The organism is Streptomyces sp. NPDC057963, from assembly GCF_042887155.1.
In the GTDB taxonomy this organism is placed as follows: Bacteria; Actinomycetota; Actinomycetes; order Streptomycetales; family Streptomycetaceae; genus Streptomyces.
The window spans coordinates 1-16,847 of sequence record NZ_JBHVPX010000012.1; the positions used below are offsets into that span (position 1 = coordinate 1).

The 16,847-nt window shown below is 71.8% G+C and carries 12 protein-coding genes and 1 pseudogene; 7 read left to right on the top strand and 6 right to left on the bottom strand.

Annotated features, from left to right (window positions below):
• The first annotated feature begins 415 nt into the window (after positions 1-415).
• Positions 416-1,216 carry a GPP34 family phosphoprotein gene (locus ACFVT1_RS26165; RefSeq protein ID WP_389799727.1) on the top strand — a complete coding sequence of 267 codons (801 nt, stop codon included), beginning with the start codon at positions 416-418 and terminating at the stop codon, positions 1,214-1,216.
• A gap of 130 nt (positions 1,217-1,346) precedes the next feature.
• On the opposite strand, the gene ACFVT1_RS26170 is transcribed toward ACFVT1_RS26165, so the two are convergent.
• Positions 1,347-2,180 (bottom strand): IS5 family transposase, encoded by an 834-nt coding sequence (locus ACFVT1_RS26170; protein ID WP_389799730.1) that lies wholly within the window; start codon positions 2,178-2,180, stop codon positions 1,347-1,349.
• Positions 2,181-2,221: 41 nt separating this feature from the next.
• Complete coding sequence (locus ACFVT1_RS26175) at positions 2,222-3,424, bottom strand: erythromycin esterase family protein (RefSeq protein WP_389799733.1); 1,203 nt, start codon at positions 3,422-3,424, stop codon at positions 2,222-2,224.
• Positions 3,425-3,482: 58 nt separating this feature from the next.
• On the opposite strand from ACFVT1_RS26175, the gene ACFVT1_RS26180 reads away from it, so the two are divergent.
• Positions 3,483-4,217, top strand: a complete 735-nt coding sequence (locus tag ACFVT1_RS26180; RefSeq protein ID WP_389799736.1) for a TioE family transcriptional regulator — start codon at positions 3,483-3,485, stop codon at positions 4,215-4,217.
• A gap of 195 nt (positions 4,218-4,412) precedes the next feature.
• Here the strand turns inward: ACFVT1_RS26180 and ACFVT1_RS26185 are convergent, their stop codons facing one another.
• Positions 4,413-5,207, bottom strand: coding sequence for an MBL fold metallo-hydrolase (locus ACFVT1_RS26185; RefSeq protein WP_389799738.1), 795 nt, complete (start codon positions 5,205-5,207; stop codon positions 4,413-4,415).
• A 200-nt stretch (positions 5,208-5,407) separates the two neighbouring features.
• On the opposite strand from ACFVT1_RS26185, the gene ACFVT1_RS26190 reads away from it, so the two are divergent.
• From ACFVT1_RS26190 to ACFVT1_RS26205, 4 genes and pseudogenes are all read left to right on the top strand, one after another.
• Positions 5,408-6,382, top strand: coding sequence for a phosphotransferase family protein (locus tag ACFVT1_RS26190; protein ID WP_389800161.1), 975 nt, complete (start codon positions 5,408-5,410; stop codon positions 6,380-6,382).
• 493 nt (positions 6,383-6,875) lie between these two features.
• Positions 6,876-8,042, top strand: coding sequence for an exonuclease SbcCD subunit D (locus ACFVT1_RS26195; RefSeq protein ID WP_389799741.1), 1,167 nt, complete (start codon positions 6,876-6,878; stop codon positions 8,040-8,042).
• Entirely contained in the window at positions 8,039-11,308 is a 3,270-nt protein-coding gene (locus ACFVT1_RS26200; RefSeq protein WP_389799743.1) for an AAA family ATPase, read from the top strand. Before ACFVT1_RS26195 ends, ACFVT1_RS26200 begins: the two co-directional genes overlap by 4 nt.
• Before the next feature lie 12 nt (positions 11,309-11,320).
• A pseudogene (locus ACFVT1_RS26205) lies at positions 11,321-11,512 on the top strand (rhodanese-like domain-containing protein); the annotation flags it as partial.
• Positions 11,513-11,624: 112 nt separating this feature from the next.
• Here ACFVT1_RS26205 and ACFVT1_RS26210 read toward each other — a convergent pair.
• Together ACFVT1_RS26210 and ACFVT1_RS26215 are read right to left on the bottom strand one after the other, a co-directional pair.
• Positions 11,625-13,310: a DUF885 domain-containing protein gene (locus tag ACFVT1_RS26210; protein WP_389799745.1), complete on the bottom strand. Its 1,686-nt coding sequence runs from the start codon at positions 13,308-13,310 to the stop codon at positions 11,625-11,627.
• 74 nt (positions 13,311-13,384) lie between these two features.
• On the bottom strand, positions 13,385-13,882 hold the full coding sequence (locus ACFVT1_RS26215) for an Lrp/AsnC family transcriptional regulator (protein WP_389799748.1): 498 nt from the start codon (positions 13,880-13,882) through the stop codon (positions 13,385-13,387).
• A 59-nt stretch (positions 13,883-13,941) separates the two neighbouring features.
• Between ACFVT1_RS26215 and ACFVT1_RS26220 the strand changes: the two genes are divergently transcribed.
• Complete coding sequence (locus tag ACFVT1_RS26220) at positions 13,942-15,216, top strand: trans-sulfuration enzyme family protein (RefSeq protein ID WP_389799751.1); 1,275 nt, start codon at positions 13,942-13,944, stop codon at positions 15,214-15,216.
• Here the strand turns inward: ACFVT1_RS26220 and ACFVT1_RS26225 are convergent.
• Positions 15,152-16,621, bottom strand: a complete 1,470-nt coding sequence (locus ACFVT1_RS26225; protein ID WP_389799754.1) for a GNAT family N-acetyltransferase — start codon at positions 16,619-16,621, stop codon at positions 15,152-15,154. The two genes, ACFVT1_RS26220 and ACFVT1_RS26225, sit on opposite strands and share 65 nt — an antisense overlap.
• Between the last annotated feature and the right edge of the window lie 226 nt (positions 16,622-16,847).

Below are 16,847 nucleotides of genomic sequence, written 5' to 3' on the forward strand. Positions count from 1 at the left end.
AACACCTGTTAGCCACCTGGACCGGGACCTGCCCCACCTGCCGACAACCCACCCCATGGCAGACCTACGACACCACCTAACAAAGCCCTACTAGGCCCTGTCGTCAAACTGCCGTCGTCGCCCGGAGGGCGGCTACGCTGCGTGTGACCACAAGGCGCTGGAATGGTCTCGCAATGGAGTGCCAGGGCGTTTCGGCAACGCCGCCAGTGCGCCAGACGCTGCGCGGCAGACGGCAATTCGACGCCAGGAATAGTTCCGCCATGTCCGCAGGCCGTGAAGGCGCGCCCCGGTCCTGACAGAAATGCCTGTGCGTCCGGGCTTGGCCTCCCGGGGGCAGGCACTCCGGTACAGGCGGCACGCTGAGCATCCTGCGGAGCTCTCCCTTCCGCGGACCGCCGCGCCTACCCTGGCAGGCATGACTACGGGGGATGAACTACTCCTGCTCGCGATAGCCCCAGGCAGGCAGCGCATACGTATACGCAGCGACAATTGGCTTCGGTACGCCCTGCGGACCTCGGAGTTGGCGGATCTGTGCCTGGCAGGACGGATCGCCGTCGGGCGCCGACGGATCGAGGTGTTGGACCCCCAGCCTGTCGAAGACCGTCGCCTGAGCAATGTCCTGCAAGGTCTCGGCGCAGCTACTCCCCCGCCCGACCTCAAGGACTGGCTGCGCCGGACACCGCGCTCCCTGACCGTCGAGTACCTCTCCCGACTGGAGGACCAGAAGGCGGTCCGTGTCCGTCGGTGGCGCGATTCCAGTGGCCGTACCCGCAACGACATTCTTTCCGTGGACATGCCGCGCCGCCAGGCGCTACTGACCCGCCTCGACAGCGTGGTCCGCTCCGGCTCCGCAAGGTCCACCGCTGACCGCAACCTCACCCTCGCCGTGCTTGCCCAGGCCGCAGGCCTCGCCCCTGCCGCCTACCCTGGAGTGCGCGGCATCACCGACCGCCGCCGTATGGCCGCCCTCGCCGCAACGCACCGTCTCACCCCCTCAACCGCCGGAGCGGTCCCGGTCGCCGACGAGGAACTCGCTGTGGCACTGACCACCGGCGCCGACGTCCTCACCCGCCAACTCCTCGGCGAGCTCAGTGACCTCTACGCCGACTTCACCACCGGCGGCCACGGTCTTGGCCACGGCTTGGACTCCGGCGGTTGGTCCGAGGGCGGCGCAGGCGGCACCGGCCACCACGGCGACGGGCACGCCGGCTGGTGACTCCGACAGCAAGGAGTCGCACGGCTCTTGGCCTTGCCCGAGCCCGGTGGAACTCGGTACGCGAGCCGTGCGGGCATCTCCCGCCATCTATCACATGACATAGTGTCAGGGGTCCTCTACCATCTGTCGCTTAGCATCGAACCCACATCAGGAGCGATGCGAGAGCGACTGCTGCCTGGTAGGACTCGGCGGTCTTGTCGTAGCGCGTGGCAATGCCGCGCCATTGTTTCAAGCGGTTGAAGCAGCGTTCGACGACGTTGCGCTGTTTGTAGAGCTGCTTATCGAAGGCCGGCGGGCGCCCGCCGCGGCATCCTCGGCGGAGCCGGTTTCGGATCTGGTCGGCCCGTTCCGGGATGGTGTGCCCGACACCTCGCTGTCTGAGCCAGACCCGGATGGCTTTGGAGCTGTAGCCCTTGTCGCCCAGGACGTGGTCGGGCCGAATCCGTGGCCGTCCCGGTCCGAGGCGGGGCACCCGTATCGCTTCCATCACGGCAGTGAACTGGGTGCAGTCGTTGGTGTTCCCGCCAGTGACAGTGAAAGCGAGCGGACGTCCCAGGGCATCGCAGGCCAGGTGGATCTTGCTGGTCAGTCCGCCCCGGGAGCGTCCGAGTGCGGAACTGCCCCCTTTTCGGGCCCCGGCGGCGTGCTGGTGAGCCCGGACGGCCGTGGAGTCGACCGAGACAAGCCAGTCGATGCCCCCGGCCGCGTCCGCCTTCGCCTGGGCGGCCCGGAGCATCCGGTCGAAAGTGCCGTCCAGGGCCCACCGGCGAAATCGGGTGTGCAGCGTGGCCCACGGGCCGTACCGCTCAGGAACGTCCCGCCATCCCACCCCGGTGCGGAACTTCCACACTATGCCGTTGAGCACGGTGCGGTCATCCAACCGCTTCCGCCCCCGCAGCGACGCGGGCAGTAGCGGCCGGACGAACTCCCACTTGACGTCGGACAGTTCATGGCGCCGTTTCACCCGACCATGATCCACTAAGCAAGAGCTTTTGAAGACACTGCCTAGCTCTGCGGGACGTCCTTGACGAACACGATGCCGTCGCTGTCCGCCAAGTGGGCCGGGTCAAGCGGGGCGTAGCCGAACCAGGGGGACACGCGGGGCGTGGGCCGCGTGTCGCCGAGGGCGGTGGCCAGCCGCGCGGCGTCGATGACGCAGCGGTCCTCCGGGAGCGCGTACAGGAGCCCTTCGACGGTGTCCGGCGGCGGCGTGTCCACTCCCTGGTGCCGGATCGTCCCGAGGGCCGTGGACACGAAGGCGTACTCCTCGCCGAGCCGGGCGCTCACCAGCGCACCGGCGCTCCACCACTCCACCGACCCCTCCCACGTCTGCATCGTGCTCTTCTCCCGCTGGAGATGGGAGTTGTGGGCGTGGACGAGCGCCGGGCCCCGAGCGGCGACGGCGAGGAGGTTGTGGGCCATCATCTGACCCCGCACGCTCACCAGTCGGGTCATGCGGGCCGGTGAGGTGTCGGCCATCCAGTGGTGGTAGCGCAGCAGCCCGGTCGCGGTGCGCCCGTACAGGCGCGCCCGGTCCCAGTCGTCCCGCGGCGCCTCCGTGATCAGGCGCGGCGTCTGCGTGTCGAGCAGCGCCACCAGATCGTCGGCGAGCAGCCGCAGCCGACCGGCCTCGGCCGACTGCCCCACGGACCGGGCCGGGTCCATCATCGCGGCGGGATCGGTCCAGCGGTCGTCGGCACCGAGCAGGCGGTCGAGCGTCTTCCCGGTGCAGGGGAGCAGGCCCGCGTCCACCCGGGTCGAGAGGTAGTCGTGGAGCGCGGTGAGGGACTGCCGGGGGCTCGCGGCGCCGGTGATCTCCAGCGGGCCGTCGAAACCGGCGAAGCGGAGCCGCTCGGAGGCCGGCCGGCCGTCGTTGTAGGCGCGCATCCGGCGCACGAGTTCGCGGTTGCCCGCGAAGGAGCCCCAGCCGTGGCTGAATCCGTGTTCCATGACCTCGTCGAGGGTGCCCGTGCCCGTGGAGACGTAGTCGTCCACGGCCAGGCCCGCCATGCAGTCGCTCTCGATCGCGATCGTCCGGTAGCCCTCCTGCTCGACGAGCTGTCCGAAGAGTTCGTTGCGCAGGTCGAGCAGGGTGTCCTCGCCGTGAGTGGGCTCGCCCAGGGCGAGCAGACGCGGCCGGGCCGGGAGCAGACTCATGACGGCGGCGGCCTCGACGGCATGGACGGTTCCCTTGATGTCAGTAGCCATGCCTTCAACGGTATCGTTGAACCTTCGGTTGAAACTTTCCCGCGGTACCGTCAGGCTCATGGGGAAAAACCTTCAAAACGGCGGGCATCTCAGGCCGATCGACCTGGCGCGCGGGCACGGTCTGTCCACGCAGGCGGTCAGGAACTACGAGGAGGCCGGCATCCTTCCGGCCGCCGGGCGCACACCCCACGGCTACCGCACTTACACCCCCCTGCACGCGCGGGCCCTGGGCGCGTTCCTCGCCCTGGTGCCCGGCCACGGTCATCCGACGGCGACGTCGATCATGCGGGCCGTGAACCAGGGCGCGGTCGACGAGGCGTTCCGCCTCATCGACGAGAGCCATGCCCAGCTGCTCGACGACCGGCGGACACTCGAGGCCGTGGAGAACGCCCTCCGTGACTTGGCGCCCACCACGGTGTCCGAACCCGACGCTGCGGTGTCCGGGCCCGGCGGCACGTTCATCGGGCCGCTGGCCGAGGCGCTCGGAATCCATCCCGCGACGCTGCGCACATGGGAGCGTGCCGGGCTGGTGCGCCCGCGCCGCGACCCGCTGACCGGGTACCGCGTCTACGGCGAGGCCGACGTACGGGACGCACGGCTGGCCCACCAGCTCAGGCGGGGCGGCTACTTGCTGGAGCAGATCGCCCCGCTGATCGCCCAGGTGCACACGGCCGGCGGGCTGGAGCCGCTGGAGGCCGCACTGGGCGACTGGCACGGCCGGCTGTCCGCCCGCGGTCGGGCGATGCTGACCGGGGCCGCCGAGTTGGAGGCGTACCTCCGCGAGCCCGGATGAGACTTCGCCCGCCGCCCGCCGTGCAACTGGCCTCACTGCGCAACTGGCCTCACCGGGTGATGTCGGCATCGACGGTCGTGCCGACCGCGTCCCCCGTCGCTTCGAGCGCAGGGCTGAGCACTTCCTCGCCTTCGCCGGCATGGCCGCGGCCCTTCCCTCGTCTGCCACCGCCGACCCACCGGATGGAGCGGTCTCTCAGGTGGCGACGAACCGGCGCGGGCCGCCGGTGGTGATGATCCGGCCGAACCGCATGGCCGGGAAGTGAGAGGCAACGACGAGGTCTTCGGTGTCGGCCACCTGGTCGGCGATGCGGTTGCGCACCGCTGAGGCGGCGGCCGGATCGACGTCCCAGATCACCTGCCAGTCCCGCTCGCCGAGCTCGACGACCGAGTGCACCACGTCCCCGAGCAGCAGGGCGCGCTGCTCGCCGGAGGAAACGACGTAGATGGTCGAACCCGGAGTGTGACCGGGGGCGTGGCGGGCGTCGAGCCCCGGAGCGACGGTGAAGTCCGCGTCGAACAATTCCAACTGCGGTTCGAGCGGGCTGAGTTTGCCGACGGCCCGAGAGTCTGCGGCCGGGCCGGCGACGAAGTGTTCCCAGTCGGCCTGGTGGGCCCGGTACGTGGCGTTGGGGAACACGGTGGCGCCGTCGTGCGTGGCCCAGCCGACATGGTCGAAGTGCAGGTGTGTGAAGACCACGTCCGTGACGTCACGGGGTTCGATTCCGTGCGCGGAGAGCGAGGCGATCAGGCCTCCCCCGGAGTACTTGCCGTCGTCGAAGTCGCCGACCCCCGCATCCACCAGAACCGTCCGATCGCCCGTGCGCACGCAGAAGCCGCCCAACGGCAGTTGCAGTGTCCGGTCCGCGCCGAGGTGCTCGCTGTGACAAGCCCACGGATCGTCCACGCCGGGGCGTGTCAGGATGTCCGCCGCCACCTCCATGCCCATCCCGTCCACAACGGGAAGCACCTCGATGTCCCCGACCCTCATACGCGTACCCCCTCCTCGTTCGGCGTGTGCGGGCCAACCTCCCGTGCCCCATCGGTATTCCCGCCGTTCGGATCCCGGCTCCGCCCGCCAGCAGCTGTGTGCCGGCCGCGAGTTACGCAAGGGATACTGGTGCGCAGATCTGCCGTGGCGGAGAGGCGGTTCGGAACGTGGAGGTGGTTCGGAGCGTGGTGTCCAGGGCAATGGTGCGGGAGCAGTTGGCGGGCGCGGCGCGGGCCGCGCTGGGTGGTGGGCGGCGGCTGGAGGCGGTCGAGCGGGTTGCGGGCGGTAGCAAGAAAGGCGTGTACCGCCTGGTGATGGACGACGCGACGACGGCGATCGCCTACCTGTGGGACGACACCGAGAACTACTGGCCGGCGGCCGAGGGCGACGACGACCTCGCCGACCCGTTCTCGCCCGGTCTCCGGCTCGACCTGTTCGAGGCCGCACACGCGCGGCTGGACGCGCTCGGCGTCCGCGTTCCGGCGATCCGTCTCGTCGACCGCGACGGAGCCCATTGCCCCGGCGACCTCGCGATCGTCGAGGACCTCCCGGGCGAGAACCTGGAGGAACTGCTCGCGCGCGACCCGCACGCGGCTGCCCCGGTCATGGCCCGGCTCGGGGAGGCGCTGGCGGCGATGCGGGGTCATCGGGCGTCCGCGTACGGCAAGGTGGCCGTGGTCGACGGAGGGGGAACGTCGCGCGGGACGTCGTGCGAGGGGGTCGTCCTGGACCGTGCGCTGCGGGACCTCGACGAGGCGGCGGTGCGTGATCCGCGGATCGCGAAAGCCCGCGACCGGCTGGAGGGGCGACTGCTGGGTCTGGCGGCGGCGGTGCGGCCGCGCGCGGAGTATGCGGTCGTGCATGGCGAACTGGGCCCCGACCATGTGGTGGTGGACGCGGGCGGGAACCCCGTGGTGATCGACATCGAGGGCTTGATGTACTTCGACGTCGAGTGGGAGCACGTTTTCCTGCGGATCCGCCTGCACGACGCCTATCGGCCGCTGGGAGTGGACGGACTGGACGAGGACCGGCTCGCGCTCTACATGCTGGCACAGCGGCTCTCGCTCACGGCCGGTCCACTGCGGCTGCTCGACGGGGACTTCCCCGGCCGGGCGTTCATGGCGGGCGTCGCCGAGCACAACCTGAAGAAGGCGCTGGATCTGGTCCGCCCCTGAACGCTCCCCGGCGTCGCCAAAGAGGCACCCGACCAGCACCACGGCCGTGAGCGGACCGGTCTGCCGTTCTGCGCCGCCCGCGGGAGCCGCCGGCACCGCTGCCGACGCCGACCTGCGTCGGCGGTCCTTCCTGCGCGGATTCGACCTTGAGTACACCCTCCACATGGCAGAACAGGCCCTCGGCCGGACTTGCCCGGAGTTCCACTCCTGGAGATGCCACGCCGGTGGGGCCACTCGCTGGTCCAGTTCGCCACGGACATCCAGTTCGCCACTGACAGGGATTCCCGTACGCGGGTCCCGGTGGTCGCGGCTCCGCCGCCGACCGACCTCCACGGCCATCCCACCCACCCCGGCGCCGATGGCAGACTGAGGTCCGTGACGGATCAGGTGCCGACCGGCGCTAGCGTAGGTGGCGACGGGGATGGGGCTGGTGCTGGTCCGGTGCTGGTTCCGGGAGCGGAGTGAGGGGAAACGTGCAGGTCGGAGCGGTACAGTGAGGATTCTGCACACATCGGACTGGCACCTGGGGCGGTCGTTCCACCGGGTCTCCCTGCGCGAAGCCCAGGCCGCCTACCTGGATCACCTGGTGGCCACGGTGCGCGCGCACGAGGTGGACGTGGTCCTCGTCGCGGGTGACGTGTACGACAGGGCCGTTCCGCCGCTCTCCGCCGTCGAGCTCTTCGACGACGCGCTGCACCGGCTCGCCGCCGCCGGTGTCCCCACCGTGATGATCTCCGGAAACCACGACTCGGCACGCAGACTGGGCGTCGGCGCAGGTCTGATCGAGCGGGCCGGAATCCATCTGCGCACCGACCCCGCCCACTGCGCCACCCCCGTCGTCCTGCGCGACGCACACGGCGATGTGGCGTTCTACGGGCTGCCCTACCTGGAACCCGCTCTGGTGAAGGACGTCTTCAAGGCGGAGCGGGCCGGGCACGAGGCGGTGCTGGGCGCGGCCATGGACCGGATCCGCGCCGACCTCGCGGACCGACCGGACACCACCCGGTCCGTGGTGCTCGCCCATGCCTTCGTCGCGGGCGGCGAGCCCAGCGACAGCGAGCGCGACATCACCGTCGGCGGGGTGGCCGCGGTCCCCGCCGGAGTCTTCGACGGCGTCGACTACGTGGCGCTCGGGCATCTGCACGGCTGCCAGACCGTCGCCGATCGGGTCCGCTACTCGGGCTCGCCGCTCGCGTACTCCTTCTCCGAGGCCGCCCACCGCAAGACGATGTGGCTGATCGACCTCGACGCCTCGGGCGCGATCCACGCCGAGCGGACCGACTGCCCGGTGCCCCGTCCGCTCGCCAGACTCCGTGGCCGCCTCGACAGCCTCGTCGACGATCCCGCGCTGGAGCGGCACCGGGAGTCCTGGGTGGAGGCCACGCTCACCGACCCGGTGCGCCCGGCGGAGCCGATGGCCCGCCTCGTCGAGCGGTTCCCGCACACACTCCGTCTCGTGTTCGAACCCGACCGGGCCCCCGACGACCCGCTCGCGTCCTACGCACAGCGCCTCAAGGGACGCGACGACCAGCAGATCGCGGAGGACTTCGTGGCACATGTGCGGGGCGGGTCCCCGGCGGACGAACTGGAGCGCACGGTGCTGCGCGGCGCCTTCGACCACGTGCGGGTGGACGACGGTGCGCGTGAGGTGAACCGTTGAGACTCCACAGACTCGCCCTCACCGCCTTCGGACCGTTCGGCGCCACCCAGGAGATCGACTTCGACGCGCTCTCCTCGGCGGGGCTCTTCCTGCTGCACGGGCCGACCGGCGCGGGGAAGACCTCGGTCCTGGACGCCGTCTGCTACGGCCTGTACGGCGCGGTGCCCGGCGCCCGCCAGAGCCCCGGCACGTCGCTGCGCAGCGACCACGCCCCGGCCGCCCTTCCCACCGAGGTCAAGCTGGAACTGACCGTCGGCGGCCGACGGCTCGAAATCACCCGGCGCCCCGCGCAGCCCCGCCCCAAGAAGAAGGGCAGCGGCTTCACGACGGAGAAGGCCCAGAGCTGGCTGCGGGAGTACGACCCCGACGACGGCTGGCGGCCGCTGAGCCGCTCGCACCAGGAGATCGGCGAGGAGATCACCCAGCTCATCGGCATGAGCCGGGACCAGTTCTGCCAGGTGGTCCTCCTGCCGCAGGGCGACTTCGCCCGCTTCCTGCGCGCGGACGCCGAGGCGCGCGGCAAACTGCTCGGCAGGCTCTTCGACACCCGGCGTTTCGCCGCCGTCGAGGAGCGCCTCGCCGAGCTGCGCCGTACCGCCGAAGCAGAGGTCAGGGCCGGGGACGAACGGACCCTCGCGATCGCTCAGCGGATCGCCCAGGCCGCCGGGCCGGCCGCGCGCGAATCACCGCTGCCGGACATCCAGCCCGGCGAACCGGGACTCGCCGACGGCGTGCTGGAGTGGGCCGCGGCGGCCCGCAGCAGTGCCTGGGAACGGCTCGACATCGCCGCGTCCGTACTGTCCATGGCCGAAGGCCGGCAGTCGGCCGCCCGACGGGCCCTCGACGGCGAACGCGAACGTGCCGCGCTCCAGCAGCGGTACGAGGAGACGCAGCGCCGTGCCGCCGCACTCGAAGTCGGCCGCCCCGACCACGACCGGCACCGTGAACGGCTTGCGCGGGCCCGCAAGGCGGACCTCGTCGCTCCGGCACTGGAGCTGCGCGACGAGGCCGAGCGCGCATACCACGCGGCCCGTGAGGCCCGCGACAGCGCCCGTGCGCTGCTGCCCGACACCCTGGCCGACGCCGGTGCCGGACAACTGGCGGAACGGGAGCGAAGGCTCCGGCAGGAGCTGGGCGGTCTCGACGCGGCGAAGCGCGCGGAGCGGCGCAGTGCGCAGATCGACGCCGAGCGGGCCGGGCTGGAGCGTCAGGCGCGGGCCGACGACGAGCTGATCCACGAAGCGAAGGGCTGGCTGGCCGGGTGGGAAGCCACCCGGCACGAACTCCGGCTGCGCATCGAGGAGGCCCAGGAGGCCGCGACCCGCGCCGAACAGCTCGCCGGCCGACTGGAGCCGGCCCGCGCACGGCTGGAAGCGGCCCGCCGCCGCGACGCGCTCGCCCTCCGGGTGTCGGCCGCCGCCGAGCGGCTGGCCGCGGCCCGTGAACAGGCCTCGGGCGCCCACGAGTCGTGGCTGGAGCTGCGCGAACGGCGGCTGCGCGACATCGCCGCCGAGCTGGCCGCCGAGCTGGTCGAGGGCGAGGACTGCAAGGTGTGCGGCTCCGCCGACCACCCCAGGCCCGCCCGCGCGGGCGACGGCCATGTCGACCGGGCCACCGAGGAGCGGGCTCTCGACGCCTACCGGCGGGCCGAGGCGGCGCGCAACGAGGCGGACCGGGAGCTCGGGGTTGTACGGGAGAAACACCTGGCGGCCCGCGCCGCCGCACAGCCGGCGGTGCCGCAGCAGAGGGACGGCGCCGGTGCCGCTGTACCGGCCGTGTCCGGGCGCGTGGCCGGAGGCCTCGGCGCCGCGTCGCTCGCGCCGGCCTCCGCGGGCGGCGACGCCGGCGCCGGACCGGCCGTGCCCGCGCCGGTCGGCGGGGGTGCCGCGACCGGGCCGTCCGGGCCGGGTGCCGGGTCCGAGGCGATCGCCACCGATGCGGCCCGCGCCGTGCGGTCCCGTTCCGGTTCCGTCGCCGAGCCCGCGGCCGATCCGACCGTCGCCGAACTCGCCGCGCTCGCCGAGAGGCTGACGCGCGAGCACGCCGAGGCGCACCGGGCGGCTGCGGGTACGCACGCGGCGCGCGAGGCACTTGCGGCCTCCGAGCGGGAACAGGCCGAGCGCCTGGAGGGCCGGCAGCTGGCCGAGCGCCGGGCCGCGGCCCGTACCTCCCTGCGGGAAGGGCTGGACCGTGAACAAGCTGTGCTGGAAGCCGAGTTGGCGACCGCACGAGGAGGGTCCGCGAGCGTTGCCGGGCGCGCCGAGCTGCTGGAGCGCCGGGTCGGTCTGCTCGCCGCGGCCGCCGAGGCGGTGCGCGAGGAGGAGATGGCCGCACAGCGCCGCAAGGACGCCGACGGCCGACTCGCGGACGCCGCGTTCCGGGCCGGGTTCGACACTCCGCGGGCCGCGGCGGCGACCCTTCTCACCGACGCCGAACAGCGCGGTCTCCAGCGCCTGATCGACACCTGGCAGTCCGAGGCGGCCGCCGTCGCCGACCGTCTCGCCGAGACCGCGACCCGAGCTGCCGCCGACGGCCCGCCGGCCGCGGTGGACGCCGCGCAGGCCGCGTACGACACCGCCGAACGACTGCTGCGGGACGCCTCCGCGGCTCTGGCCGCCGCACGCGAGCGTTGTGCCGAGCTCGGCCGGCTGTCCCGCGGCGCCACGGACGAGGTACGCGGGCTCGGGCCGCTGCGCGAGGAGTACGACCGGGTGGCACGGCTGGCCGGGCTCACCGCGGGCACCTCCGCGGACAACGAACGCAAGATGCGGCTGGAGGCCTATGTGCTCGCCGCCCGGCTCGAACAGGTCGCCGCCGCGGCCACCGCGCGGCTGCAGCGCATGTCGTCCGGCCGTTACACGCTGGTCCATTCCGATGCCCGCACCGGAGGCCGCAGAGCAGGTCTCGGCCTGCATGTCGTCGACGCCTGGACCGGCCGCGAACGCGATACGGCGACACTCTCGGGCGGCGAGACGTTCTTCGCCTCGCTCGCCCTCGCGCTCGGCCTCGCCGATGTCGTCACCGACGAGGCCGGCGGCGTACGGCTGGACACCCTCTTCATCGACGAGGGCTTCGGCAGCCTGGACGACCAGACCCTCGACGAGGTGCTCGACGTGCTGGACTCGCTGCGCGAACGGGACCGCAGCGTCGGCATCGTCAGCCATGTCGCCGACCTGCGCCGCCGTGTCCCGGTACAGCTGGAAGTGGTGAAGGAGCGGCACGGATCGGCGGTACGGCACCGCACCGAGGGCGCGGCCAGCGGCTGATGGCGCGCCGGGGGACCCGGCTGCAACGGCGGAGCGCGTGCCGTGCCCGCCCTCGCCGAACCCGGCTACCGGGTAAAGGAGATGCTCGGCGGTTTCGAGTACTGGGTGCGTGAGGGTTTCGCGTGCGAGACCCGGAAAGGGCGCGACCGGGGCGACGCCGATCCGCTCACCGCACCGGTCGGCTCCGACGACTGCGACTGCTGACCGGCCGCGCCGGACGAGTGCCCCGCCCCCGGCCGCTGCCGCCGACGCGTTCCCCGGGAGTGCGAAAGCAGGCGGGGAAGCGAGAGGAACGGAGCGGGGGCGGGGGGACGGGTCAGAGCCTGGACAGTTCGTCCACGAGGTCGTCGAGACCGAGCGGCCCCTGCGACAGTGCGGCCATGTGCCAGGCCTTGGCGTCGAACGCGTCGCCGTGCGCCCTGCGGGCGTTCTCCCGGCCGAGCAGCCAGGCGCGTTCGCCCAGCTTGTATCCGATCGCCTGTCCCGGCATCGAGAGATAGCGGGTGAGTTCGCTCTCCACGAAATCGGCCGGACGGCCGCTGTGGTTGCCGAAGAACTCCTGGGCCAGGTCGGGGGTCCACCGCTCGCCGGGGTGGAACGGGGAGTCCGCCGGAATCTCCATCTCCGCGTGCATGCCGATGTCCACGATCACCCGGCAGGCCCGCATCATCTGCGCGTCCAGATAGCCGAGGCGGCGCTCGGCGTCCGGCAGGAAGCCCAGCTCGTCCATGAGCCGCTCCGCGTACAGCGCCCAGCCCTCGGCATTGGCGCTGACACCGCCGATCGACGCCTGGTAGCGGGAGAGGCTGTCGGCGACATGCGTCCACTGGGCGATCTGCAGATGGTGGCCGGGCACGCCCTCGTGGTACCAGGTGGAGACCAGGTCGTACACCGGGAAGCGGGTCTCGCCCATGGTGGGCAGCCAGGTGCGGCCGGGGCGGGAGAAGTCCTCGGACGGGCCCGTGTAGTACGGGGCGGCGGCGCCGCCGGGCGGGGCGATGCGGGACTCCACCTTCCGTACCCGTTCGGCCAGTTCGAAGTGGGTACCGTCGAGCGCCTCGATCGCCTCGTCCATCAGGCTCTGCAGCCAGGCCCGGACCTCGTCGACCCCCTCGATGTGCTTGCCGTGCACATCGAGATGGGCGAGCGCCTCCCAGGGACCGGCGCCGGGCAGGACCTTCTCGGCCTCGGTCCTCATCTCGGCGAGCAGCCGGTGGTACTCGGACCAGCCGTACGCGTACGCCTCGTCGAGGTCGAGATCGGTGCCGTTGAAGTAGCGTGACCAGCGCGCGTACCGCTCACGGCCGACCGTGTCCGGCGCGCCCTCGACCGCAGGGGCGTACACCTCGCGCATCCAGTCGCGCAGCGCCACGACCGACTCCGTGGCCCGGCGTGCGCCCTCGTCCAGCTCGGTACGCAAAGACGCCGGGCCGTCGGCCGCGAAGGCCGGGAAGAAACCGGTCTCGCCATCGCCGGCCCACTCGTCGAGCTGGCCGATGAAGGTCGCGGTGGCGCGCGGGCCGCCGTACAGCTTGCGCTCCAGGCCGAGCGCGAGCGACTCGCGGTAGCCCTCCAGTGCGGCGGGAACCGCGCGCAGCCGGTCCACGACCGCCGCCCAGTCCTCGTCGGTCTCGGTCGGCGTCACCGTGAACACCTCACGGATGCTGTGCGCCGGCGAGGAGAGGTTGGAGACCGTGCGCAGCCCCTCGTCGGCCTCATGGACGGCGAGTTCCGCGGTGAGACGCTCGCGCAGTAGGCGGCCGCAACGGCGCTCGGCATCGCTGTCCGCGCCGGGCAGCTGTTCGGAGGCATCGAGCTTCGCCAGGGTGGTGCGGGCGAGTTCGGCGAGGGCTTCCTGCCCTGCCGGAGAGAAGTCGGGAAGGCGGCGCGAGCTCTCCGCGACACCCAGGTAGGTGCCCGAGATCGGGTCGAGCTCGATGAATGCGTCGACGTAGGCGTCGGCGACCTGGCGGGGCAGCGCGCTGCTGGGAATGTCTGACATGCGGACATCCTCGTACGGCGGAGGCCTCCGCGTCACCACCATGGGGCTTTCGGTGCCCCGCCGGACCTTCGGTCTCAGTGGTCCGCCCCGGCCGGTCCGGCGTTCGGCGGCAGCAGGGGGCCGCACTCCCACTGCTGGAATATCAGCCGGGTCTCGACCCGGGCCACTTCACGGCGCGAGGTGAATTCGTCCAGTACCAGGCGTTGCAGATCCGCGGTACCGGTGACCGCGACATGGACCAGGTAGTCGTCGGGCCCGGTCAGATGGAAGAGCGCGCGGGATTCGGGGAGTGTCCTGATGCGCTCGACGAACGGGCCGATGAGTTCCCTGCGGTGCGGCCGGACCTGTACGGAGAGCAGCGCCTCCAGGCCGCGACCGAGCTTTGCCGGGTCCAGACGCAACTGCTGGCCGAGGATGACGCCGGAGCGGCGCAGCCTGGTCACCCGGTCCAGGCAGGTCGACGGTGCGACACCGACCTCGGCGGCCAGTTCGCGGTAGGTGGTCCGGGCATCGTTCTGTAGCAGTCGCAGAATGTGCAGATCTACCGGGTCGAGAACGACTGAATCGGGCATCTGCCGAACGTAGCACGGGAGATGGCCGCAACAACCAGGTGTTTGTTCAGAGTGCTGTCATGGACACCGAATCCCCGATGGCGACCTCGACGACAACCCGGACCAGGGCACTGGCCACCGAAGCCGTGCACGCGGGCCGCGACGATCTCGCGGCGCTCGGCCTGCACGCCCCGCCGATCGATCTGTCCACCACATACCCCTCGTACGACTCCAGGGGCGAGGCCGAGCGGATCGACACCTTCGCCGCCACCGGCGCCAAGCTCGACGGACCTCCCGTCTACGCACGTCTGGACAATCCGACGACGGCCCGCTTCGAGACCGCTCTCGCCCGGCTCGAAGGGGCGGAGAGCGCGGTGTCGTTCGCCAGCGGAATGGCGGCGCTCACCGCTGTCCTGCTGGTCCGGGCGAGCATGGGACTGCGCCATGTGGTCGCCGTCCGTCCGCTCTACGGCTGTAGCGATCACCTTCTCGGCACCGGTCTGCTCGGCACCGAGGTGACGTGGACCGACCCGGCGGGCATCGCGGAGGCGATCCGCCCGGACACGGGTCTGGTGATGGTGGAGACGCCCGCCAACCCGACGCTCGCCGAGGCCGACATCCGCGCGATCGCGCACTCCTGCGGTTCCGTGCCGCTGCTCGTCGACAACACGTTCGCCACACCCGTCCTCCAGCGTCCCCTCGAACACGGCGCGCGGATCGTGCTGCACAGCGCCACCAAGTACCTCGGCGGACACGGCGATGTGATGGGCGGAGTCGTCGCCTGCGACGAGGAGTTCGCGGCCGGCCTGCGGCAGGTGCGCTTCGCCACCGGCGGGGTGCTGCACCCGATGGCCGGATACCTGCTGCTGCGCGGGCTCGCCACGCTCCCGGTCCGGGTCCGGGCGGCCTCCGCGAGCGCCGCCGAACTCTCCCGCAGGCTGACGGCCGATCCGCGTGTCGCCCGCGTCCACTACCCGAAGCTGGGCGGGGCGATGGTCTCGTTCGAGGTGTACGGGGATCCGCACCGGGTGATTTCGGCCGTACGGCTCATCACGCCCGCGGTCAGTCTCGGCAGTGTGGACACCCTGATCCAGCACCCGGCCTCCATCAGCCACCGCATTGTGGACGAGGGCGACCGGCAGGCGTCCGGCGTGGGGGACCGGCTGCTGCGGATGTCGGTCGGTCTGGAGGACGTCGAGGACCTGTGGGCCGATCTGTGCCAGGCGTTGAGCTCACAGGAGGCCGGCGACCGCACGGAAGCCGATCCGCACGGCGTCGTTCATCGGCAGGTCAGCGGTCGGCCTGCTCGTACGGCGGCAGTGAACGGACCGGCGTCGCATCCAGCCGGGCGGTGATGACCAGCGTGCCCTCCTCGATCTGGTAGTCCAGCGGCAGGGACAGCGCGCGCATGGCCGTGACCATGCCGGTGTTCGATGCCTGGGTGACGGCGTAGACGTTCTCGCAGCCTGCCTCGACGGCGAGCGCCACCAGACGGCCGAGGAGTTCGGAGCCGATCCCGCGGCGCTGCCACTCGTCCTCGACGAGGAGGGCGACCTCCGTCTCGTCGCCGTCCCAGAGGAGGTGGCCGAGGGCGACCACCCGGCCGGAGGCCGTCTGCACCGCCAGAGTGCGGCCGAAGCGGGGACTCAGCAGATGGTCCAGGTAGCGGTCGGCGTCCTGGACCGGGCCGTGGTACCGCAGCCGCAACGTCTGCTCGGAGCAGCGGTCGTGCATGGCGCGGGCCGCTTCGAGGTCGCTGCGGTCCGCGCGGCGCACGGTGATCTCGTTGCCCTCGGGGAGCGTGAGTACCTGCTCGCTGCGCGGGACGCGGGGGCCGAGCCGGGCGTCGAGCTCGACCAGGGCGCGGGCACGGGCGAACTCGGTCGGCGTGAACGGAAGGCAGGGCCGCTCGATGGTGAGGGCGCCCCCCGACGGGTCGCGCAACCGCATCACCGTCTCCTCCAGCACGCCCTCGACCGGGGCGGTCTCACCGGTTGAGCGGCCGGTGATCGAGACGGCGGGCAGCGAGTGGATGGTGCAGCGGCCGAGCAGCTGGCGCAGGGCGAGGGGGAGTTCGGCCGCATTCAGGGCCGTGCGCGTGGCCAGGCCCAGGACACGGGTCGGGGTGTCCACCAGGTCGTGCGCGTCGGCCCGTTCGATCCAGGTCGAGCCACCCCCCGCTGCGGCGACCGCCCGGCTCAGCTGCTGAGCCTGGAGCGGGGCGGGTGCGCGCAGCAGGAACTCGTCGACCGTGCCCTGTGCCAGCGGGTGCGTCTGCAGGGTCAGGATGTCGACCCGGTGCCGGGCGAGCGCACCGCACAGCGCGGCCAGACTGCCCGGGGTGTCCCGGACGGTGGTACGCATCCGCCACAGCACCGTGTCCTCGGGGGACAGGGTCGCGCCCGCGGCGATGGGCGCGGTCGTGAGCGCGGTCGTGAGCGGGGGCGCGGCGGTGTGGCCGCTGTGGGTGTTGTCGAACGGGGCCGTGCTGTCGGTGCTGCCGGTATCGGAGACCGGGACGGAGCCGGTCGGCGGCGGTGCGTGGCTGTGCCGCCGCGCCCACCAGGTGTGGAACGCGGCTGTCACGGCCAGCGCCGCGGCCGAGGCGATCAGGAGATACGGTCCGTCCGGCTGGTGCCCGATCAGGTTGGCGATCGCGTCGGCCACCGCGACGGCGGTGAACAGCGCGGCCAGTTCGATCACGTCACGACGCCAGTGGTGGGAGCGGCGGGCAGTCTTGGCGGATGTCGCATCAGTCATGTCTTCACTGTGACCGAGTGGTGTTGCCTGATCGCGAACGCCCTGTGACTGATGGGTTAAGTGTGGATCTAGCCCCCTATCATCTGTTTTGGCGGATTACCGCCTTGATCAATTGCGGTGCGCACGAGTAGAGCAGTCTCCTTCCGGTCCGGAATCGAGGCGGCAGCTGGACGGCTCAGGGCCGGGCCGGGAGCGCGGGTGCACGCTCCGGCCGGTTGGCGCGGGT